This is a genomic window from Thalassolituus sp. (assembly GCF_984348125.1).
Genome location: NZ_CFHJLR010000002.1, coordinates 59,871 through 80,761 on the forward strand (window position 1 = coordinate 59,871; position 20,891 = coordinate 80,761).

A 20,891-nucleotide genomic window follows, 5' to 3' on the forward strand; every position below is an offset into this window, starting at 1 on the left:
CCTTCGAATATTTTTGCATACCTGGATTTCCGCTGCCGATAGCGAACCCGTCATCTGACACCGGTAATTACGTTCTCTCAGCTCTCTGTCGGGCGTGTCCGCAAAAGGGCGTTCTACCAGATTGCATCCGGTTATAAACGTAATCACTAATATCAGCAGAGCTCGCAATTCAGACGTCCCCAATCATTGAAAACAGCCCGAAGAGTGTCATAGTCACTATTCTTTGTCCACAGGGCACTGAATGAGTTCAACGAGTCCCCTTTTTCATTCGTCGACGGTATACTGTAACCGCTTTTTACCCAGCTGAGCTCAGCAATACTCAGTTCGGGTCAGTATAATAAGTAAGGAATTAACATGCTCCGTCTCGCTGTATTGGTGCTTTGCGCTATTGTCATTTCTGCCTGTGGGCCATCCAAAGAAGAACTACGCCGTCAGCAACTGCTGGAAGCCCAGAGACTGGAAGAAGCGCGTCTTGAAGCCGAAAGACTCGCCGCTGAGCGAGACGCACGGGTTCAGGAGCGTCTGAACGACGCCCGCGATGCCTGGTCCGGCGCTGAGTACCTCTCTGAATCCGACATCGATACATTATTCAGCGGCGAAATTACTTCTGACCTCCGTGCCGGTAAAACTTACTATATCGAACTTGAACTTCAGGCAGCCAAATACAACTACGGCGAACGCAAGCAAAGCTTTGTTATTGTAGGCATGCGGAACCTACCGAACAGCACTGTATACAGCCCACTCTTTCCAGATAAAAACGCTGCATACCAACCGGGCCAGAAAGCCAAATCGGTTCTGGAATTCACCCTCAAAAATCAGCAAATTGAAAACCGTCTGGGTCAGATGGTTGAGCGTGAAGATGGCCAGCGCTGGGTTGCTGCGACGCTGAATTTCAAAGACTACGATGTGCTCGCCACCATGCAAAGCAGTTGGCGCTGGGAGCCGGGCCTGTTTGAAGACCTGAGTTGGTACATCAGCCCAGAAAAAGCTTACGAGCACACCAGTGAGCGTGCACTGACGATGCAGATTGGATTCCGCTTCTGTCCGCTTCAACGCTGCCGCCTGGAACATGAATATCGTAAACATCCGATCAGTGCAATTCGCACAGATGTAATGAGTATTCTGGTTGGTAGCCGGGCTTCTGACCGGGTTCTGGCCGAATTCGTCCGCGAGGACAAATAAACCAAACCTGCACCATGGCTGAATGACCAGCCTGCAGATCACTACAAGGACGTAATTATGACGACGCCTGAAAGCTTCGCAAATGAGCGTAGCGCTGCTATTGAATTTACTGCCACACCATGGGGTTACACTAAGCTCTGGTTAGTAAATATGCTTCTTACCCTGGCCACGCTGGGTATTTATGGAGCATGGGCGAAAGTACGAAATAACCAATACCTCTACGGCCACACCAGCATCGAGGATAATCGCCTGCAATACCTGGCAACGCCTAAGCAGATTTTGCTGGGTCGCTTATTAGCGTTGGGCGTATTTCTTATTTTTGTGGGCGTTTCCATGGTCGAACCCATAGCTGCAGGCATTATGTATCTTGCTCTGATCCCATTGAGCCCGTGGCTCATAGTTCAGGGCCTTAAATTTACCTACCGCAATACCGCTTACCGTAATGTTCGCTTTGATTTTAAAGGCGACTATATGGGGGCTCTGTATCACTTTATCGTTTTGCCATTAGTAGCTGCTGTCACCCTGTATCTTGCTCTACCTTGGGTCATCAAAAAAATTCATCAATTCATGTTTGGTAACTGCGAATACGGCGGTGAAAAACTGCAACTGAATACCAGCACAGGTCAGTATTACAAAGCGGCGCTGGTCGTTTTCCTGGTTTCTATTATTGCTTTCATCCTGATTGCATCATCCATGGCCGGAACACTTACGACCATTCAGGGTAGTGAAGCCCCGAACCCATTGTCGTTTTTACCTATCATTCTGGTCATGTATTTCTTCAGCTTTCTCGTCCAGTCTGTCTTCAATGCCATGATCCGCAACCACATTGCTGAAAGTCTCAAAGCAGATGAGCTTGTTCGCTTCGAGTCACGCATTACGGTTGCTGGTTATCTGGGTATTACTCTGCTTAACGCCGTCCTGATTCTTTTTACTCTCGGCCTTGCCTTCCCGGCTGCTAAAGTCATCAAGATGCGCTACATCGCGTCCAAAACGACCGTGTTTCTGACGCCGCGTATCGATCATATGGCCAATCAGGTTGAAGGCAAAGAAAGCGCCTTTGGTGAAGAAGCTGCCGGTATGTTCGATACCGATCTTTCCATCGTCTGATGCAAAGAATAAGCGGTAAATACTGTATGGCAGGTCGCAGCGATACGCGTCCTGCCATTCTTCTCCTCAGGGACGACGGCTCACTCCGCGTCCTTGCGACCGATTTCGATTACGAGCTGACCTCGACAACGCTGAAAGAATGCAGACAAGGCGATATCCTCCCCGGTATTCCAGTTGAGCTGCACTTTGACAGTGGAGACTACTTTATACCCGATGACCCTGACCTTAGGTGGACCCCGCGCAGTGGCTTTCTGGCTTACCTCGAAAGTCATATGGCCATGGTTCTCGCCGCTGCCTTGCTTGTTCCTCTTTCCTTCTGGCTAATGTTTACTCAGGTTATTCCTGCAGGTGCAAAGGCAACGGCGCCCTTGATACCAGAAGAGGTACTGGACCGGGTTGGTCGCTCATCAATGAAGACGCTCGACTATTCTCTGGAACCTTCGACGCTGCCCCAGTATGAGCAGGCTTCGATCATAAAAGACTGGAATAAAGCGGCAGAAAAAGCGGGGCTGCATAACGACTACAGAATCCTTTTCCGCAGCGCCATCGCTCCCAATGCTTTCGCACTGCCTGATGGCACCATTGTGGTATTTGATGAGCTGGTCAGTATTCTCAGTCGTGACGAGCTGATAGCTGTGCTATTTCACGAGGCAGGCCATGTTGAGCGACGGCACGGTGCACAAATGATGGTTCAGGCCAGTGCCGGTGCCATTGTTTATGGGCTCCTGCTTGGAGACCTTGAAGGCTTATCAGAAGTCGTACTGGGTACCGGAATTTCTCTCGGCGAAAATGCCTTCAGCCGGACGATGGAGACCGATGCCGATGATTTCGCCGTCGAACACCTGAAAGCCGCTGGCATGTCGCCAGGCCTTCTGGCCAGTGCACTTAACTCACTGCCCGGCAGCGAGCGCGAAACCAATAGCTGGCGGGAATACCTGAGCACACACCCGGAACGGAAAACACGCACAGAGCGTATCGAAAGTGCGTCGGATTAATCGCCGAGGGGCCAGGCGCACAAAAAAAGCCGGGCTCAGCCCGGCTTCTTTCAGATCGGCATTAACAATGCGATCAGAAACCTACAGCAAATGACGCACCGTAGAAGATACCTGAAACATCAAAATCAGTTTCGATATCGGTGGTGTCTTTGTTGGTCTTCATGCTCAATGCACGGTGACCTACTTCAAGGCCCAGATCAACAACTGGCACAGGCAGATCATAGCCCAGCGTCAGAACAGTATCGGTCAGTGAATTACCGTCATAACCGATCGCGTTAATTTCTGCCGCAGCGTAGATACCGAAAGGCGTGCCCACCTGCGCTTCAACAAAGCCCATTGGCAGGGTGAAATCGAGTTCAACTTCTTCACGACGACCTGTCGCCTGACCTTCAACTATAACCTCGCCGCCGAACATACGTGCGGTGAGACCCAGGTTAACATCAACGTAAGGTACTGGCAGAGGTAGGCCCCAGTAAAGAGTTGCATCTGTGTGGCTTAGGTCAAGGTCACTGTCAACCTGCTCTGCATAACCAATGCCATTGAAGTCGGCAGTCAGGAAACCTGAGCCATCCATTTCGAGGCCGGTCTGACGCAGGCGTACATTGGGTACAACCGGTACAGGGTGCTCAAAGAACAGAGTGATATTGGTGCCTGAGTTTGAATCCAGCCCAAGGCCGTTATTCTCTCCGTCTGCGGATACTCCTTCGTCCAGCTCACCACTAGGTTCAGCAGTCCAGGAGTTTGCCTTAGCACCTACTGTGAAAAGCAGGTCAGCCTGAGCGGCGACCGGAGTCATCGCGACCAGAAAAGCCGCAAGTGCTGTCTTTTTCATGAATTATTCCCGTAATTTATTGTGTTCCAGAGCACCGGCTAATCGCCAGCGTCCTTAGTGTGCACAGAGAATCATGAAAAGCCAATAGTTATGGCAATATCCGACAAGGTTTGCCTTGTCGGATACATAAGGAGATTGGTGCCTGGATTAAAATTCCATGCCCAGGCGACGACCGACTTCTTCATACGCTTCAACAACACCACCAAGGCCCTGACGGAAACGGTCTTTGTCGAGTTTTTCGCGCGTGTCTTTATCCCAGAGTCGGCAACCGTCTGGTGAGAATTCGTCACCCAGAACCACTTCGCCATTGAAGACGCCAAACTCAAGCTTGTAATCAACCAGCAGCATATTGCCGTTCAGGAACAGTTCTTTCAGAACGCCATTTACCTTAAACGTCAGCTCTTTCATTTTGTTGATCGTCGCTTCGTCTGACCAGCCGAACGACTGGGCGTGATACTCGTTTACCATAGGGTCACCGAGTTCATCGTTTTTCAGGAACAGTTCAAACGTTGGCGGGTTCAGGTCCATGCCCTCTTCCACACCCAGACGACGCACCAGACTGCCGGCAGCAACGTTACGGACAACGCACTCCAGAGGAATCATATCGAGACGCTTCACCAGCGACTCGTTGTCTGACAGCAGCTTTTCAAAATGCGTTGGCACACCAGCCTCGGCCAGCTTGCTCATAATGAAGGCATTGAACTTATTGTTCACCATGCCTTTGCGATCCAGCTGTTCTACTTTTTTACCATCAAACGCGGAAGTATCATTACGGAATTCAAGCACCATGTAGTCCGGATCATCTGTTGTGAAAACAGACTTGGCTTTGCCTGAATAAAGAAGTTCGCGTTTTTCCATGGGTTTCTCCGGGAATGAGGGTCGGTTTTAATCGTTCAGTGCAACCCAGTCTGACATTTCATCCTGCGACAGCAGGGGAACGTCCTGAGGGGAGCAACCAATTGCTTCAGCCAGAACCTGAGCTACCAGGTTCCGGTCATTGTTCTTTTCGCTGATGTGCCCAGCAGACACATGCTTCAATCCGGGCCATTTTACCCGGCGAATAAAGTCAGCGCACTGTTCATTGCTGAGATGACCATAAGCACCGGCGACACGTGCTCGCAAGCTCGGTGGGTATGGGCCGTTCGCCAACATCACAGGATCATGATTAGCTTCAACCTGAAGCGCATGGCAATCACGATAGCTGTTCACAACGTGCGGTGTCAGTGATCCGAGGTCGGATAATATACCAAGGCGCCGCCCTTCTGCACTCTGAATAACAAATTGCAGAGGCTCATGTGCATCGTGAGGAACGACGACAGGCGTCACCTGCATACTGGCAACATCTACCGGTTTATCGCTGACCAGACAACGCCACAGAGAATGGCCAGTCCATTCCATGCGGCGTGCAGTTCCAAACGAGGCGTAGAAAGGGATATTCAGATGCTCACACAGCGACTGAATGCCTTTGGCATGATCGCTGTGCTCATGAGTAACAAAGGCAGCTTTCAGAGCGCTGTGTTCAACACCCGCTTCAGTCAGGCGCTGGAGCATAGTGCGTCTGGCAAAGCCACTGTCAATCAACAGCGCTTGCGCATTGCACTCAACCAGAGTGGCATTACCACGACTGCCACTGCCTAAAGAACGGAATCTCACTTTTCGAGCTGGAGCTTAACCTGTGTCAGAAGGTCCCGCGTCAGACTGTCTTCCGCAAGCGTTTCTGCATCTTCCTGCAGAGTCAGGTAGACGCCATCGCCGGCTTCGACCATCTTCAGCTGATAAGGCAGAACCTCTTCAATTTTCTCACCCCACAGACGCCCCCACCAGCTACGGTCGTCTTCCTCGGCTGCCGGATTCGGCAATTCCAGGAAGTAGGTACCAATGCTGCGGTTAAGGTCGGTCATTCGTACGTCAGTCGCGGACAGAGCGTCAGCAACTCGCGACCAGGCGAGGGCAAAACGTGCATTGATCTGCAACGTCAGCGTGCCCGCGCCATCACGCACAAAGCGTGGGTTCAACTCGCGTTTGAAATCACTCAACGACGTTGGCTCAGAATCCTCGCGAGCCACGGTCAGGGGTGCTGGAACAGGAATTTTAAACTCTTCCCCCGGCCCCGGATTGCCTTCTAGGTCAGGCACCGGGAAGCGATCGTATGTGTTCAGGGTCATTCCTTCAGGGACCTGCGTTTCAGCAGCTTCCTGAGCATCGAGATACGAAAGCGCCTGGTTGTCGCCGAGAATCCAGCTGCATCCTGTTGAGAATACAGCCAGAGCAGAGAGAAGAATTAGTCGCATTGTTTTCCGTCAGATGATGCCAGCGTCTTTCAGAGCCAGCTCTACTTTTGGCTGCAGGCGTTCATCAAGGGTTACCAGTGGCAGGCGAATACCTGAGCCACTCAGCCCCATGCGCTCAACAGCCCATTTAACAGGGATTGGGTTCGCTTCTACGAACATGGCGTTATGCAGGTGCATCATACGCTCATTCAGTTCACGAGCTTCGTCTGCTTTACCATCCAGGGCCAGCATACAGAGTTCGTGCATCATTGCGGGCGCAACATTGGCGGTCACAGAGATGTTGCCTTTACCACCGAGCAGTATTAGCTCATAAGCGGTTGCGTCATCGCCCGAGTAAACGGCTAACTGGTCACCCACCAGATCGATCAGCTGGCGCGCACGATCCATGTCGCCGGTGGCTTCTTTCACCGCCGTAATCTGCGGCACTTTGGCAAGCTCAGCAATCGTCTCTGGCAGCATATCAATACCGGTACGGCCCGGCACATTGTACAACCACTGCGGGATATCAACCGCCGCCGCTACTGCTTCATGATGCTTAATCAAACCGCGCTGTGGAGGCTTGTTGTAATAAGGTGTCACCAGCAGGCAAGCGTCTGCGCCAACGCGCTTCGCTTCCTGAGTCAACTCAATCGCTTCTGAGGTATTGTTCGCACCGGTACCTGCAATCACCGGACGACGCCCTGCTGCTGTTTTTACTACGCGCTCGATAACCGCGACGTGTTCGTCCGTTTCAAGAGTCGCCGACTCACCAGTCGTACCGACCGCGACGATGGCGTCCGTCCCTTCCTTGACGTGAAAATCAACTAATCGATCAAGGTTCTCCCAATCTACTGAGCCATCAGCGTTCATTGGAGTAACAAGAGCAACGATACTACCGGTAATCATAGTTACCTATCTCCTGATTTATTGTTATACGAGGCATTACGTGGTGATAAGGGGCGCAAGTCTAAAGGTGCCCGGTATCTCTGACAAGTCAGCCCGGGGGTCAGAGCCAGCCAATTTATCACGCTCACTGTGCCTCTTCTGTACCAGCTGACAGGGCAACCGGCCATGCACGTAATACCGCCTTAAACAGTGTCGCCAGCGGAATAGCGAAGAATACGCCCCAGAAGCCCCATAATCCACCAAAGACCAGCACCGCAACAATGATTGCCACTGGGTGAAGGTTTACAACCTCAGAGAACAGTAATGGAACCAGAACGTTTCCGTCCAGGGCCTGAATAATGGCATACACAACCAGAACCCAGGTGAACTCATCACCTATGCCCCATTGAAAATAAGCGACAAGCGCAATGGGTATGGTCACCACCGCAGCACCTATGTACGGCACGAGCACTGAGAAGCCAACGGCTATCGCCAGCAGAGCGGCATAATTGAGGCCCAGAATAACAAACGCAATGTAGGTAACGCCGCCGACAATCACGATCTCAAGTGCTTTACCACGGATGTAGTTAGCTATCTGCTCGTCCATTTCGGACCAGACATTTTTAAGCAGGCTGCGCTTCGCAGGCAGAAAGCCGGTAATCCATGTGAGAATCTGCGTCGAGTCTTTCAACAGGAAGAACACGAGAATCGGCACCAGTACGCAATAGATTAATACCGCCATCAAACCTGTGATACCTGTCAGAGAGAAGCTAACCGCCAGCTGTCCTAGCGATGCGACTTCATCTCCCACTTGTTTCGTCCATTCTTTTACCTGCTCAACGGATACCAGCTCTGGATAACGTTCAGGCAGCAAAAGAAGAAGTTCCTGCCCTTTCGAGGCCATTCGCGGCACTTCAGATATAAACTGAATCAGCTGGTTCCATGTCGCGGGCAGAATAATCAAAAGCAGCGTAAGCATCACAGCCATGAACAACAGAAATACGGCGATGGTCGCGGTAAGGTGACTGAGACCACGCGCCTTACAATAATTCATCGTCCCTTGCAGCAGGTAGGCAATCACAAGCGCTGTCAGGAAGGGGGCCAACACGTTGCCGAGCAACATGATGACGAGCATCAGGGTGATCAGAATAAAGAGAAGCCCTAATGCCTCTTCATCTGAAAAGTAACGATCTATCCACCCTTTTACGACCTTTAACATGTCATACTCCGCAGGAAATCAGAAAAATGTAACGATCGGCGTCCGCCTCACTCTGACTCAGCAAAGTATGAGGGCTCTTCTCAAGGTAACGCGGAATATCGACCAGGCTACCTGCATCTGTTGCCATCACCTCAAGTACTTGTCCGGGTGACAGATCACGCAGGGCTAGCTTAGTTTTAAGAAGAGGCATGGGACACTGAAGTCCGCTCGCGTCGAGAGTCGAGTCAGGCGTCATGGGGTTAGACACTTGTATCAGGGTTTGTCATGCTCAGATTATACGGAAACAACCGCGACAATGAACCTAAGACGCTGAAATCAGTCGAAAAATTTATCGCTTCACGATAAGACTGCGGTGCTAACCAGGCAATATCAGGCAACATAACCAGTGACAACAGACAGGAATGGGCATTGAACATCAGGAATTGGCTATCTGCTTTGGGCGTAACCCTCTGCGCCACCTATAGCCCGGTGCAACATGTATCAGCACAGGATGCTCAGCAACTGCCGTCTCTCGGCGATGCTACCTCTGGGCTGATCTCCCTGCAGGAAGAAAAGGCCCTGGGTCAGAGCTGGCTCAGAAACCTGAGATCCCAGGCACCGACGCTGGATGACCCGGTTCTTCTCGAGTGGTTCCACGATCTTATTTATCAGCTTGTTCCCGACTCTGACATACAAATCAGTGACCTGCACCTTGTCACGGTCGACAGCCCTCAACTCAATGCGTTTGCGGTACCCGGTGGTATCGTCGGTATTAATTATGGCCTACTCCTGTACGCTGACAATGAAGATCAGATCGCTTCTGTACTCGCTCACGAACTTGCTCACCTCAGTCAACGACATTTCGCGCGCCAGGTCGAAGCCGCCCGAAAGCGAGATCCTGTAACACTGGCGACACTGCTGGCCAGTCTGATCCTGATCGCAACCAGCAATGGCGAAGCAGGCATTGCTGGAATTATGACCTCGCAGGCTGCCGCAGTTCAGGATCAGCTGGCCTATACCCGAGAGTTTGAACGTGAGGCAGACCGGCTTGGCATGTCGACGCTGGTCAGCTCTGGCTTCTCTCCTGAAGCGATGCCCGCCATGTTTCAGAATATGCTCGATGCTGCCAGGTATCGTGGAGAAGCCCCCGAATTTCTTCAGACCCACCCACTGACAGCAACCCGGGTCGCGGATGCCGCAGGCCGGGCTGGCGCCTTCCGCAGCGTCAGTCCATCGGCCAGCTTCCGCTTCCGTATACTGAAACTCAGCGCAGAAACCCGATATCAACTTGGCGATGGTGCCATGACCGAGCTGAAAGAACGTCTCAAAGACGCCAGTGGTACAGAAGCCGACGCACTCAACTACATGATTGCCGTCTTGCATCATGATCAACGCCAGTACGCGGAAGCTGCGGAGCAACTGGCTCTGGCAGATCAGAGTCATCTTCTGGTGAAGGTGTTAGATCAGCGTATCACGGCCTCCGCAGGTGAGCCGGCGCGCGCCCGGGCGGCACTGGAATCGCTCAGAAAGCTTCATCCCAACAGCCTTCCTCTTGAAAGTGCTTACGCTGACTTGCTTGCAGAAAGCGGTAACTACAGCGAGGCAACCCGAGTCCTACGGAAGCTGACCGAGACTTACCCTGACGTTCCCGCCTTCTGGGAGGCACTCAGTCAGAATGCGAGCAAGCAAGGCGAGTTGATTCTCGCCTCCCGAGCGCTCGCCGAATACTACTTCACAACAGGAAGAAATCAGGAAGCCGCCCAGCAACTCCGGAATGCCATCAGACAGGCAGAGAAAGCCAACGACCTGCAGCGGGAACTGGCATTAAAAGAGAGGTTAAAAGCGGTAGACGCCCTGTTGCGTCCACCACGAGGCTGAAGCCGTCAGGCAGCGCTGACAGGCTTGCGGAAGTTGAGCATGCGGTCGAGGCTGCGTACCGCTTTACGGCGGATACCTTCGTCGACCAGAATTTCCTGATCGCCATTTTTAAGAACGTCCCGGATATTTTCCAGCTGGTTCATTCCCATCCACGGGCAATGAGCACAGCTTCGGCAAGTCGCACCATTCCCCGCCGTCGGTGCCTCAATCAGCAACTTGCCCGGTGCTTCCTGTTGCATCTTATAGAAGATGGCTTTGTCGGTAGCGACAATCAGAGTATCGTTTGGCAGGTCACGTGCTGCAGCAATCAACTGACTGGTCGAACCAACGACATCGGCAAGAGCGACCACCGCATCTGGTGATTCAGGGTGCACCAGCACTGCAGCATCCGGGTGTACATTTTTAAGGTCCTGAACACCTTTAGAACGGAATTCGTCATGAACGATACAAGCACTGTCCCAGAGGATCATGTCTGCGCCGGTCTGCTTCTGAATATAGGACCCCAGATGCTTATCAGGCGCCCAGATCAGTTTTTCGCCCTGATCATGGAGGTACTGGACGACATCTAAAGCAATACTTGAAGTGATCACCCAGTCTGCACGCGCCTTCACAGCGGCCGAGGTATTGGCATAAACAACGACGGTACGATCAGGGTGCTGATCGCAGAAAGCAGAAAACTCTTCTGCCGGACAACCAAGGTCCAGTGAACAGGTTGCCTCCAGTGTCGGCATCAGGATCCGCTTTTCCGGGCTCAGAATTTTCGCTGTCTCACCCATAAAGCGAACGCCGGCAACCAATAGAGTACTGGCTGGGTGATCATGACCGAAACGAGCCATTTCCAGAGAATCGGAAACACAGCCTCCGGTAGCGTCGGCTAATGCCTGAATTTCAGGGTCGGTATAGTAATGAGCCACGATCGCCGCATCTTCCTGTTTAAGGAGTGCACGGATTTCTTCTATCAGCGCCACCTTTTCAGCGTCACTGCGGGGTTCCTGGCTGCGGGCCCAGTATTCACGAACTACATTTTCCGGGGTCAGAGTCATGGCTATCGAATCAGTTCATCACGGTGAAGCGCTCAGATCACAAAGCGCAGAGAAAAAATAAGCGCGAAATTTTACCACACTCTTCTTAAATAGGTGCAATTGGTGAAATTTCAACCACGTTTAACAATAGGTAGCTTGGTAACGCAACTGCCATCGAATGCGATAAGAGCCCTTCAGTCTCTGGCCCATTATGAAAAAACACCTAGACTTTGAGCGCCAGTATATAAAAAAAACCTGTTCCCCGATGACAAATAGATGACGCACACCGTCTCATTCTTTGATCAATAAACAGACAAGAATCTTGCATAGAAGAATGAAAAACAGGATCTGGGAGTCTGAGAAGCGGCTCACCCAAGGGATGACATTCCTTTTATAGCAAGCATCTGATTAATTTAGAGAAATATATTCGTAACCCGGAATACTGACCAGTAATCAGTCCTGAAAAGTGTGTTTTGATAAACAATTACTCAGGTTATTCAGACATCAAAACAACTAGTCATATTGCGCCTTCAAGGCAATGTCGCCATAGTCCAAATAGCCCTTGACCCCTTATTTTTTACCGTGTTTCTATCTTTGCCCGACCATAGAGGCAGACCTTCTGAACTGGTCGGTAACGCAGCAAAGGAGACTGCATGGCATCGTACAAGGGAGTACAAGGCGTTCTGACCGCACTGGAGGCGTTTTTTAAAAGCCGTCTACCCAGTGAGCTTAGCGATGGCCCTACAAATGCCAAAGTCGAAGTACTCGGTAGTGCTGATATTGCTAACCGGCTGACCGGCAACCTGCTGGGTATTTATCTCCACAGAATGACCATCGATGATCACGGTCGCAGCCGATACTTTGCACCGAAGGGCACTGATACATCCGATGCCAGTGCCGAGCTGCCATTGAATCTGCATTTCCTGCTGATCGCCAATGCGAACAGCGCCGCCATTGAAGCAGACCTGATGAGCTGGGCGATAGTGGAGCTTGCCAACCAGACTCAGCTTGATATTTCTCACCTGCAAACGGCAGACTCAGAGTGGGGAGAGTCAGAAATTCTGACCATCATTCCCGAAGATACATCGACCGAAGACCTGATGAGAATCTGGGATGTTTTTGAATCCCCTTACACCTCCACTATGGCGTACGTTGCAAAAACCGTTCGCTTGAGATTGCAGCCTCAGCGCACGGAAGGCAGTCCGTTGATTACGCGGGTTATATCAGGAGGAACGGTCTGATGCGCTCGGTGAATGTACTCGAATCCACCATTCTGCACGGAAGTGACCAGATATTCTGGCTCGATGGCAGCTCTGCTGAAAGCGTGTCTGCCATGCGCAGAGTCAACGGTCAGATCCGCACCGAAATTACTGAAAAGCCTTCTGACCTTCATATTCGCGAAGGCGCAGGAAAGACTGTCCTATGGCGACACTCGATTGATTCATTTGTCTCAGGCAGACCAACCGGAGGCGATAAAGATTTTGCTACCGCAGGCACCTACACATTTGCCGGTGTGGCTCGTGCCCCCAAGGGCATGTTTCTGCCGCGCACCTTCTCTCTGACCGTTGGCGATGCCCCTCCGACCGGGCATGCGATTGTGCTCTACCCTTCGCCGGTTTCCGTGCGTTTTAACTCTGCCGGCGGACTTCGTATGACGCTGGCACGCGACGCGGACGATTCAGCGCTTCCCTGGGCAATTGTGACAGTAACCGTCGCCATCCCCGGGTTGGGATCACAAACCTACCGGGGACAGACAGATCAACATGGCGACTTGTTACTGCCCTTCCTTCGTCTTCCACCATTACCGGAAGGCGTGAGTGATTACAGCGCTACCCTCGAAGTAGTCGGCAGGCTCGACACTGACAGTGAAGTTCCCGCTGACCCCGACACCTTCAGCTCGCTTGATGTTGGCGAGCTGAACAGCACCAGTTTTTCCCAAACCATCGGATTCTCAGTAGTACCCGGTGACATTTTAACCCTGCGGTCTGATGGCAGGAGTTTTCTTGCCCTGAAACCTGTATGACCCGTCTGAAAGGAGAAGACCATGCCTGAATACTTAGCCCCGGGTGTGTTTGTAGAGGAAGTGAGCTTTCGCTCCAAATCAATCGAAGGCGTGGGCACAAGTGTCGCCGCCATAGCAGGCCCGACCCGTACCGGTCCGCTGCGGGGTAAGCCTGAGGTTGTTACCAGCTTCGCTGAATTCACCCGCATCTACGGCGATGTTCAGGACCTGAGTTTTTCTGGCTCAACGGTACTGAACCACACGGCTTTGTCAGCCAAAGCCTTCTTCGATGGCGGTGGTAAACAACTGTTTGTTTCTCGGGTTGCTAACTTCAGCACACCTGCGTCGGGATTCGCCTCAGCAACTGACACTAACAACCATGTCACCTTTGCCAGCCGTTTCCCCGGCGCCATGGGTAACCTGACTCTGGAACTGGACTGGCGCGACAGTGAGAACCTTCTGCTCTCTGTGATCACCAGCGCCCCCGCTGACGGTGAGGTGGTGTTCCTTGAAGCGACAGGCCTGACCAACACAGCAACCACCGCAGACACCTCCGCAAGAGCCCACCCATTTGATTTCCGCGGACTCGTTCGTAAAGCCGGTAGCCAGTATGAAATTGTCGACGACCTCGCAGTGATTACCGATACGAATGGCGACAGCGTAGATGTAACGGATATTGAAGTTGGCGATTATGGTCTCGAAGCTGCAGGACTGGTGAACGATGGCTCAACCAGCGTCACCTTCACCAAAGTCACCGCTCGCAGACCCTCCAGCGGTGCACTTGCTGACGGGACCGAGGCTGTGCTCTCGCTGAGTGAGATCGCAGGACTGAATGGATTTCATGAAGGCGATTGGGGGACGTTGACGACCCTCTATGGCACGCTGAACGCCGCAGGAACCGAGTTCATAATCGAAGACTCTTCGCGCAATCCGGCCGTCGTAGGAGCCCCAATCAAACTTTACCTGAGCGCACTGGCAGCAGCCCCCGGCAGTGTTCGCGCCATGATGGTTCAGCGTTCGTTTAACATTAACGTTCGCAATGGCGGTGCCGACGGCGCGGTTATTTACACCTACGCCGACATCTCCTCTGCACCGGACGCTGAGAACAGCCTGAGTAATGTCATGAGTGCATCACCTGCGAAGCGCTACGACGAGCTTACCAGCCCCGTCAGCTGCACACTGGCAAACAGTGTCACCGGTGATCAGATCATTGCTGCGCTTTATAACATGTTCGACTCAGGGGCAATGAACCCAGGGCCGATGTCCGTTGAAGGCCCACGCTACCTGATCACTCTGTCCGGTGGCGATGATGGCAGCACTCCGGTTGCAGTGAATTACGGTGGTGAATCTGACGAAGTGAACGGCAGCACGGGCTTTGCTGCGTTTGAAGATATCGAAGACATTTCAATCGTGATGTGCCCGGCGGCCGCTGCCGATGAAACAAATCACCAGGCGATTGTCGCCGAAATGCAAAAACACTGCCGCAAGATGCGGTACCGCGTCGGTATTGTCGACAGCCGTGAAGGGATGTCACTTTCTGAGGTGCGCGAATTCCGCTCCAATTTCGACGACAGCCGCCTTGCACTGTACTACCCATGGGTCGTTGCCGCTGACCCTCGTGGCACTCAGCCTACGGTGAATCTCCCACCTGCAGGCTTTATCGCCGGCGTTTATGCCAACACAGATGTTCAACGCGGTGTGCACAAAGCACCAGCCAATGAACCTGTGATTGGTGCACTGGGCTTCACTCAGGAAATCAACCAGTTCCAGCAGGAGCTGCTTAACCCAGCCGGTGTGAACTGCCTGCGTTCTTTCGCTGGTCGTGGTCATCGTGTCTGGGGCGGCCGCACGCTGTCGAGTGACCCTGAGTGGAAGTACGTCAATGTACGTCGCTACTTCCTGTACCTCGAACGTTCTATCGAGAAATCCACTCAGTGGGTCGTCTTCGAGCCTAACGGCGAACGCCTGTGGGACAACGTCCGGATTACCATCGAAAACTTCCTTTACAACGAATGGGCAAACGGCCGCCTGCTGGGCACTGCGAAAACAGCCTACTTCGTGCGTTGTGACCGGAGCACCATGACTCAGAACGATCTCGACAACGGTCGCCTGGTTTGTGAGGTCGGTGTCGCCGCTCTGAAACCAGCAGAGTTTGTGATTTTCCGCATCGGTCAGAAAACCGCCGATAGCTAAACAATATTCATCCCGACAGCGGCTTCTGCTGAAGCCGCTGGGACTAAAGAAGGAATCAAATCATGGCACAGTTTCGTGAAACCCCTTACGGCGTTTTTAACTATCTGGTCAACCTGGACGACGGCACCGAAGGTGAGGTCGCTGGAGGCTTCTCAGAAGTTTCTGGTCTGAACGCCGAAGTCACGGTCGCCGAATACCGCAACGGTAATTCAGCCGTTAATTACGTCAACAAAGTGCCCGCATTGCACAAAACCGGGGACGTCACTCTGAAACGTGGAGTCATCGGCGCTGGCAATATCTACGAATGGTTAGAAGAAGTTCGTGGCGGTAACGTGATGTCCAAGCGCGACGTTACGATCAAATTAAAAAACGAAGACCCAACCAGCTCCGCGGCAGTCGTGACCTGGAAACTGCGCGGCGCTATGCCGATTAAATGGACAGGCCCAACATTAACCGCCAAGGGCGGAAGTGATGTTGCGATGGAAGAACTTGTTCTGTCTGTTGAGCATATCGAGCAGGAATAAGTCTTCAATGATGCAGGATTTACTGGCACGACGTATTCAGCTGACCCCCAGGCCGCAGAACGACTCTGCGCTGCCGCTGGAAGTCGCTATGCTCGGACACTGCCCGGGGCGTGTACGCCCTGAGCGGTTACTCGCGCTGAAAGATGCTCTTGCAGCTATTCGTCAGGCAGGATTCGGGGAGGTCATTGATCAGATCCTCAGCAATCCGGCCTGTGCTTCCCTGTATCATTTACCGCTCCCTCTGCATTCAGCGTCTGAGTTTCACGATATTTTTCCGGATGCAGTCAGCGCGCCCGCACAGTATCGAAGCTCACTGGCAGGAAACCTCGCTTGGCTGGCTCCCTGTGTCGAAGATTTCTTTGCTAATGGAGGTCATCGACTCTGGATCGTAGTAATACCTGAAGAAGAATCACAACAAGGCTTTTTCGCGGCTGAAAGTACGGATCTGACCGACACCAGCACATTGAGAGGGATTGCGACTCTGCTTGCAGTGCCCTCTGTGGGCTCTATCTGTCTGCCCGATCTCGAGCGGCTACAGATTCCGGCGCGGCTGCCCGACGTTCCTCGTGTCCGTCTGGATAATCCAGAGCCAGCATTTTTACCCTGCTCTCAATCTCTCGATGACGATCATCGCGAACGGCGGAATACCTCAGAAATGGCGCTGGATGATCTTCCGGAGCCGATAGAATTTCAGCGGGTTTTGCGGGAAATATTGCACTGGCTTAGCCGCTATCGTCCGGATATTCAGTGCCTGCTGACACTACCTCTCGCCTACGCCAATGAGATCGACAGTCCGGATGCCGATCCGGAGGCTCTTGAACTACTGACCAACATGCAGCTGTCCGATGCTGCGCATCATCTGCGGCAGGTACAGTTTTTTTACCCCTACCTTCGTGGCCAGGGAAGAGCACTACTCTCACCCCTTGGTGTTGTATCTGGAAAACAGGCGGCGACTGCCAGGTCGGCAGGTCCATGGCGATCTATTGCCGGGCAGCCCATGGTGTCTAAAAACCTACCTTACCCTCGCATGAAGCGGGCTGGTGTCGTCAGTCTCAGGGAAACGCCGGGGATTTCGATTCTTGAATTACGTAACAACCGGGTCGAACTGGACGATGAACGGCTTTGCGTACCTGCGCTGCCTGCCGATGATTATCGACACGCGGCCAGCCTGGAAAGATTTGACGGATATCGCTCCGCAGAATTAATGCGGCTGATGGGGTATCTACGCCGTCAGTTACGCCAATTTGGTGAGCAACTCGTTTTTAATTCCGATGTTAACGACCCGCGGCCGAAACTCCTGATCGAACATTTTTTGCGGCAGCTCTGGCAAAGGGGGGCTTTGCGTGGAGAACGCTCAGAACACGCCTTTAGCCTGCGTCAGATTCCAGCAGGTGAAAGCACTCTGCTTCTGGAAATAGAAATTGCACCGGCACTTCCTATTGACCGGATTCGCCTGACGTTTACAAACACGGGTACCGACTGGCAGACGGAGGTGCAAAGTGCCTAACCCTCTTGCCGATGTATTTGTTCCTTTCCGGTTTAAAGTCAATCTGTATGACTCAGAGCAGAACACATTATTGTGCTCCGGAAAGTTCAGCGAAGTCAGCGGTTTTGAGCTGACTATGGAACCCAAAACGTTTCAGGAAGGTGGCCGCAACTGGGGCGAAGTTCACCGCTCGGGTCAGACCAAATTTGCGCCCATGACACTCAAACGCGGAGTTACCAGCGTCAATGATTTATGGAGCTGGTTTGATGCAACCACACGTGGTGCAAATTACGGGTATCGCCTCAGCGGTGAAATTATTGTTCTCGGGCACCAGACCCAGGACGGTAAAGACAATCCGGTTATGACGTGGAAGCTCACCGGAGTGATGGCAACCAAGTTTAAAGGGCCCGACCTGAACTCAACCGCAAGCCAGGTCGCGATTGAAGAAGTACAGCTGGTTCACGAAGGGCTGGAGCTCGAACGGACTAAGCAGGCGGATGATCAATCTTCCGCAGCGAACTCTGACACTCAGGGGGCTCTGCCATGACGGTACCTGAGCGCGGTAAGTTAATCCCGGTGACGGGAGAAAATGATGAACCGGATATGGAGAACGCCATTGATGTGCAGTTTAATCCGGTGACTCTGAAAATAAATCTGTCCAACACACTGAAAGCGAGCGAACAAAGTGGCAGTAGCAGTGCCGCTCAGTTCGTCGAAAAAAGCTCATCCAGCCTGAGCCTTGAACTGATTTTTGACACCACACGGAAAGAAGAAGATGCGAATTACGAGCAGGGCTCAGACGTTCGTAACCTGACGGGTGAAATAGCAACACAGTTTATCCAACCAGAAAAATCGGGCAGCGACCTAAAGGCCCCTAAACGATGCCTGTTTCAATGGGGCGCGTTCGAATTTATCGGTATGATCGAAAGCTACGATGAAACGCTGGATTACTTTTCACCGGGCGGTACCCCGCTAAGAGCCAAGCTGGCACTGAAAATGAAAGAAGACCGCTTTCAGTTCCGCCAGACAAGCGACTTCTCAGATCCTACAAAACCAGCCATGCCGCAGCTGTCACCCCGCGGAAAAGATACGGATGCTGAGTCAGAAGCGAAACCTGATAACCCGGGAGATCCAGACAACAATCAGCCCCCGGCAAAACCGAAAGCTAAAGAGCAGGAAACAGAACCTGTTCCGGGCCCGAGTGAAGGCAAAAACAATTGGCGTGATACCGCAGAGTACAACGGCATCGAAAATCCACGTATGCCCGGTGTACCTGTATTAGCGACGCCTACGCCAGATTGTAAGCCACGAGCCGGGCTGTCAGCAGCACTGAAAGCTGCCGTCACTGTTAACGTAGAAGCAAAGATTTCCACCTCTGTTAAATCACGGATTAAAGCGGATAACGGAGTTGGCTTTGAATAAATTCACGTCGATATTCAAAGGAAGGGAGAACCATGCCCGTCATCATTGATGAAGTTATCGCGGATGTACCTGCAACCCCTGTTCAAGCGGCAGCAGAACGACCATCATCCCAGCAAACTGTGCCGCCGGTCGCGCAGGACATGCTGCGTCTGCTTGAAAAACAACAACAGCGCCAAGATCGCTTGCAGGTGGATTAATAGCAATGGGGATTCCTGAGGCATTTTACAGCAGTGCTCCGGCGATCAACGTCGACGGAGAAAACCGTGAAGACCTGAGCGATGCAATTGGCAGCATGGTGGTTAATCTGGGTCTTAGCGGATGTGCACATGCGGAATTACAGGTGAACAACTGGGGACTCAGCAAAGACGCCCAGGAACCGGACTTTCTGTTCAGCGATATCCTGCCCGGAGCAGCGATTGAAATTCATATCGGCCAGCCCGAGCCCGAACTCATTTTCAGTGGCGAAATTACCGCAGTTGAAGAGGAATATGGCCAGGGTGCTCCTCAACTTACGCTATTACTGCAGGATAAACTCCATCACCTCGCTCGTCATCGCCGCAGCCAGGCTTGGGAAGATCAGTCTCCTGACGACATACTTCAAAGCATCGCCAGTGACGCTGGCTTGCAAAGCGACATTCAGGTATCTGCTATTACCGATACCTGGCATCAGATCAATGAGAGTGATCTCGCCTTTATCCTGCGACTCTGTCAGCGCTTCGATATCTCTCCGCGTCTGGATGGATCAAGTTTGCGGGCCCGGCCTGAAGCGGAAGACAACTCGCCTGTTGCGTTAGATGTTCAGGACAATATTTTACAACTGCGCCTGCTGGCCGATCTCAATCATCAGGTCACCCAATCACGTACTCAGGGCTACAACCTCGCCACGGCTGAGGAAGTAAATTTCGATGGCGACAGTATGACACCAGCTCCGGGCGAGACCTCGGCTGCTGAAAGCCTCAATCAGTTATCCTGGGATGGCGAGGAGATTCTGCCTCACCCATTTGCCCGGTCTCAGGCCGAAGCAGAAGCCTACGCTAAGGCACATTTTCAACGTCAGGCTAAGCGGTTTATATCTGGTGATATCGCATGTCAGGGCATTCCACAACTGACCTCAGGCCGCGAGATCGAGCTGAGCGGTGTGTCCTCAAGGCTGCTTGGTAAATATCAGGTTATTCACTGCACGCACAGGTTTGATCGACGTTCTGGATTTGAAACACATCTGAAAGTAAATAAAGCCGACTGGAGTACGCAATGAATACGCACTCCACCGGACAATTACAGGCCTTACAGATAGCCCAGGTCATTGATAACCAGGACCCGGACAGACGCGGGCGCGTCAAAGTCAGAATGCAGGCCAGCTCGCTCGAACTCTGGGCCAGTGTTGTCGTGCCTTCAGCAGGTCAGGATTACGGTACCAGCTTCTTACCGCGCCTCGATGAAATCGTCGTCGTCAGTTTTATCAGTCACGACATGCCCATGGTGCTTGGAAGTGTCTGGCAAGGCGCAGAAAGTCAGCCCGAAGAAGCCACTCCCGTCGAAGAAAAATACGCAGTTAAAACACCATCAGGAACGGTATTTGAATTCAGTGATGAGGAGCCTAAAGCATCCCTGACAACACGCTCTGGATACAACATCACCATTGATGAAAGCAGTGGTGGCGAGATTCGTATCGAGAGAGGCACACAAACCGTAACGCTTAGCACATCGAGTATCGATATCGACAGCTCAGGGCCGGTGAATATCAACGCCGCTACCGTAAACGTCAGTGCGTCCATGGTTCAGGTCGACGCTGGCATGTCTAAATTCAGCGGCGTCGTACAGTGCGACACCATCATTGCCACCTCCGTAGTAGGGACGACCTACACACCGGGTGCCGGAAACATCTGGTAAAGGGG

At 52.4% G+C, this 20,891-nt stretch carries 22 protein-coding genes; 14 read left to right on the forward strand and 8 right to left on the reverse strand.

Translation table 11 applies throughout. The annotated features are described in order from the left end of the window. Positions 1-354: 354 nt before the first annotated feature. From AC5E51_RS01730 to AC5E51_RS01740, 3 genes are read left to right on the forward strand one after another with little or no spacing between them, the layout of a single operon-like run. Entirely contained in the window at positions 355-1,182 is an 828-nt protein-coding gene (locus AC5E51_RS01730) for a hypothetical protein (RefSeq protein ID WP_491778006.1), read from the forward strand. 57 nt (positions 1,183-1,239) lie between these two features. Beyond that, a complete protein-coding gene (locus AC5E51_RS01735) occupies positions 1,240-2,289 on the forward strand; it encodes a YjgN family protein (RefSeq protein WP_068440854.1) in 1,050 nt (349 codons plus the stop codon). Positions 2,290-2,315: 26 nt separating this feature from the next. Then, positions 2,316-3,284, forward strand: coding sequence for a M48 family metallopeptidase (locus tag AC5E51_RS01740; protein ID WP_491778007.1), 969 nt, complete (start codon positions 2,316-2,318; stop codon positions 3,282-3,284). 73 nt (positions 3,285-3,357) lie between these two features. Here the strand turns inward: AC5E51_RS01740 and AC5E51_RS01745 are convergent, their stop codons facing one another. The 7 genes from AC5E51_RS01745 to AC5E51_RS01775 form a co-directional block, all read right to left on the reverse strand. After that, positions 3,358-4,116 carry a TIGR04219 family outer membrane beta-barrel protein gene (locus AC5E51_RS01745; protein WP_491778008.1) on the reverse strand — a complete coding sequence of 253 codons (759 nt, stop codon included), beginning with the start codon at positions 4,114-4,116 and terminating at the stop codon, positions 3,358-3,360. A 147-nt stretch (positions 4,117-4,263) separates the two neighbouring features. Next, a complete protein-coding gene (purC, locus tag AC5E51_RS01750) occupies positions 4,264-4,974 on the reverse strand; it encodes a phosphoribosylaminoimidazolesuccinocarboxamide synthase (protein ID WP_068435575.1) in 711 nt (236 codons plus the stop codon). 27 nt (positions 4,975-5,001) lie between these two features. After that, positions 5,002-5,769, reverse strand: a complete 768-nt coding sequence (locus AC5E51_RS01755) for an MBL fold metallo-hydrolase (protein ID WP_491778009.1) — start codon at positions 5,767-5,769, stop codon at positions 5,002-5,004. Next, entirely contained in the window at positions 5,766-6,407 is a 642-nt protein-coding gene (gene bamC, locus AC5E51_RS01760; protein WP_068435578.1) for an NlpB/DapX family lipoprotein, read from the reverse strand. Before bamC ends, AC5E51_RS01755 begins: the two co-directional genes overlap by 4 nt. A gap of 9 nt (positions 6,408-6,416) precedes the next feature. After that, positions 6,417-7,292: a 4-hydroxy-tetrahydrodipicolinate synthase gene (gene dapA / locus AC5E51_RS01765; protein ID WP_068435579.1), complete on the reverse strand. Its 876-nt coding sequence runs from the start codon at positions 7,290-7,292 to the stop codon at positions 6,417-6,419. 124 nt (positions 7,293-7,416) lie between these two features. Next, the gene (locus tag AC5E51_RS01770) at positions 7,417-8,490 is read right to left on the reverse strand and encodes an AI-2E family transporter (RefSeq protein WP_301388149.1); all 1,074 of its coding nucleotides are present in this window, start codon (positions 8,488-8,490) and stop codon (positions 7,417-7,419) included. Position 8,491: 1 nt separating this feature from the next. Then, positions 8,492-8,725, reverse strand: a complete 234-nt coding sequence (locus AC5E51_RS01775; protein WP_068435582.1) for a sulfurtransferase TusA family protein — start codon at positions 8,723-8,725, stop codon at positions 8,492-8,494. Between the two features lie 173 nt (positions 8,726-8,898). On the opposite strand from AC5E51_RS01775, the gene AC5E51_RS01780 reads away from it, so the two are divergent. After that, complete coding sequence (locus AC5E51_RS01780) at positions 8,899-10,347, forward strand: M48 family metalloprotease (RefSeq protein ID WP_491778010.1); 1,449 nt, start codon at positions 8,899-8,901, stop codon at positions 10,345-10,347. 5 nt (positions 10,348-10,352) lie between these two features. Here AC5E51_RS01780 and nadA read toward each other — a convergent pair whose 3' ends face one another. Then, the gene (gene nadA, locus AC5E51_RS01785) at positions 10,353-11,390 is read right to left on the reverse strand and encodes a quinolinate synthase NadA (RefSeq protein ID WP_491778011.1); all 1,038 of its coding nucleotides are present in this window, start codon (positions 11,388-11,390) and stop codon (positions 10,353-10,355) included. 632 nt (positions 11,391-12,022) lie between these two features. Here nadA and AC5E51_RS01790 point away from each other — a divergent pair. The 10 genes from AC5E51_RS01790 to AC5E51_RS01835 all read left to right on the forward strand — a co-directional run bounded on the left by AC5E51_RS01790 (position 12,023) and on the right by AC5E51_RS01835 (position 20,886). Beyond that, positions 12,023-12,610, forward strand: a complete 588-nt coding sequence (locus AC5E51_RS01790; protein ID WP_068435586.1) for a Pvc16 family protein — start codon at positions 12,023-12,025, stop codon at positions 12,608-12,610. Next, positions 12,610-13,392 (forward strand): hypothetical protein, encoded by a 783-nt coding sequence (locus tag AC5E51_RS01795; RefSeq protein WP_068435588.1) that lies wholly within the window; start codon positions 12,610-12,612, stop codon positions 13,390-13,392. The genes AC5E51_RS01790 and AC5E51_RS01795 overlap by 1 nt, the downstream gene beginning before the upstream one ends. Before the next feature lie 21 nt (positions 13,393-13,413). Further along, entirely contained in the window at positions 13,414-15,564 is a 2,151-nt protein-coding gene (locus tag AC5E51_RS01800; protein ID WP_491778012.1) for a phage tail sheath subtilisin-like domain-containing protein, read from the forward strand. Positions 15,565-15,626: 62 nt separating this feature from the next. Next, positions 15,627-16,088: a phage tail protein gene (locus tag AC5E51_RS01805; RefSeq protein WP_068435592.1), complete on the forward strand. Its 462-nt coding sequence runs from the start codon at positions 15,627-15,629 to the stop codon at positions 16,086-16,088. 7 nt (positions 16,089-16,095) lie between these two features. Beyond that, on the forward strand, positions 16,096-17,595 hold the full coding sequence (locus AC5E51_RS01810) for a hypothetical protein (protein ID WP_491778013.1): 1,500 nt from the start codon (positions 16,096-16,098) through the stop codon (positions 17,593-17,595). After that, a complete protein-coding gene (locus AC5E51_RS01815) occupies positions 17,588-18,121 on the forward strand; it encodes a phage tail protein (RefSeq protein ID WP_491778014.1) in 534 nt (177 codons plus the stop codon). Before AC5E51_RS01810 ends, AC5E51_RS01815 begins: the two co-directional genes overlap by 8 nt. Beyond that, a complete protein-coding gene (locus tag AC5E51_RS01820; protein WP_491778015.1) occupies positions 18,118-18,996 on the forward strand; it encodes a CIS tube protein in 879 nt (292 codons plus the stop codon). The genes AC5E51_RS01815 and AC5E51_RS01820 overlap by 4 nt, the downstream gene beginning before the upstream one ends. 32 nt (positions 18,997-19,028) lie before the next feature. Beyond that, positions 19,029-19,193, forward strand: coding sequence for a hypothetical protein (locus AC5E51_RS01825; RefSeq protein WP_175607895.1), 165 nt, complete (start codon positions 19,029-19,031; stop codon positions 19,191-19,193). Positions 19,194-19,198: 5 nt separating this feature from the next. Then, complete coding sequence (locus AC5E51_RS01830; RefSeq protein ID WP_491778016.1) at positions 19,199-20,251, forward strand: phage late control D family protein; 1,053 nt, start codon at positions 19,199-19,201, stop codon at positions 20,249-20,251. Beyond that, on the forward strand, positions 20,248-20,886 hold the full coding sequence (locus AC5E51_RS01835) for a phage baseplate assembly protein V (RefSeq protein WP_491222229.1): 639 nt from the start codon (positions 20,248-20,250) through the stop codon (positions 20,884-20,886). The genes AC5E51_RS01830 and AC5E51_RS01835 overlap by 4 nt, the downstream gene beginning before the upstream one ends. Positions 20,887-20,891 lie beyond the last annotated feature (5 nt).

Coding starts and splice junctions, on each gene's coding strand:
- AC5E51_RS01830 (WP_491778016.1), top strand. CDS start 19,199: ATGGGGATTCCTGAGGCATTTTACAGCAGTGCTCCGGCGATCAACGTC.
- AC5E51_RS01735 (WP_068440854.1), top strand. CDS start 1,240: ATGACGACGCCTGAAAGCTTCGCAAATGAGCGTAGCGCTGCTATTGAA.
- AC5E51_RS01820 (WP_491778015.1), top strand. CDS start 18,118: ATGACGGTACCTGAGCGCGGTAAGTTAATCCCGGTGACGGGAGAAAAT.
- AC5E51_RS01800 (WP_491778012.1), top strand. CDS start 13,414: ATGCCTGAATACTTAGCCCCGGGTGTGTTTGTAGAGGAAGTGAGCTTT.
- AC5E51_RS01770 (WP_301388149.1), bottom strand. CDS start 8,490: ATGTTAAAGGTCGTAAAAGGGTGGATAGATCGTTACTTTTCAGATGAA.
- AC5E51_RS01825 (WP_175607895.1), top strand. CDS start 19,029: ATGCCCGTCATCATTGATGAAGTTATCGCGGATGTACCTGCAACCCCT.
- AC5E51_RS01740 (WP_491778007.1), top strand. CDS start 2,316: ATGGCAGGTCGCAGCGATACGCGTCCTGCCATTCTTCTCCTCAGGGAC.
- AC5E51_RS01790 (WP_068435586.1), top strand. CDS start 12,023: ATGGCATCGTACAAGGGAGTACAAGGCGTTCTGACCGCACTGGAGGCG.
- bamC (WP_068435578.1), bottom strand. CDS start 6,407: ATGCGACTAATTCTTCTCTCTGCTCTGGCTGTATTCTCAACAGGATGC.
- AC5E51_RS01795 (WP_068435588.1), top strand. CDS start 12,610: ATGCGCTCGGTGAATGTACTCGAATCCACCATTCTGCACGGAAGTGAC.
- AC5E51_RS01745 (WP_491778008.1), bottom strand. CDS start 4,116: ATGAAAAAGACAGCACTTGCGGCTTTTCTGGTCGCGATGACTCCGGTC.
- AC5E51_RS01775 (WP_068435582.1), bottom strand. CDS start 8,725: ATGACGCCTGACTCGACTCTCGACGCGAGCGGACTTCAGTGTCCCATG.
- AC5E51_RS01835 (WP_491222229.1), top strand. CDS start 20,248: ATGAATACGCACTCCACCGGACAATTACAGGCCTTACAGATAGCCCAG.
- AC5E51_RS01810 (WP_491778013.1), top strand. CDS start 16,096: ATGATGCAGGATTTACTGGCACGACGTATTCAGCTGACCCCCAGGCCG.
- purC (WP_068435575.1), bottom strand. CDS start 4,974: ATGGAAAAACGCGAACTTCTTTATTCAGGCAAAGCCAAGTCTGTTTTC.
- dapA (WP_068435579.1), bottom strand. CDS start 7,292: ATGATTACCGGTAGTATCGTTGCTCTTGTTACTCCAATGAACGCTGAT.
- AC5E51_RS01805 (WP_068435592.1), top strand. CDS start 15,627: ATGGCACAGTTTCGTGAAACCCCTTACGGCGTTTTTAACTATCTGGTC.
- AC5E51_RS01730 (WP_491778006.1), top strand. CDS start 355: ATGCTCCGTCTCGCTGTATTGGTGCTTTGCGCTATTGTCATTTCTGCC.
- nadA (WP_491778011.1), bottom strand. CDS start 11,390: ATGACTCTGACCCCGGAAAATGTAGTTCGTGAATACTGGGCCCGCAGC.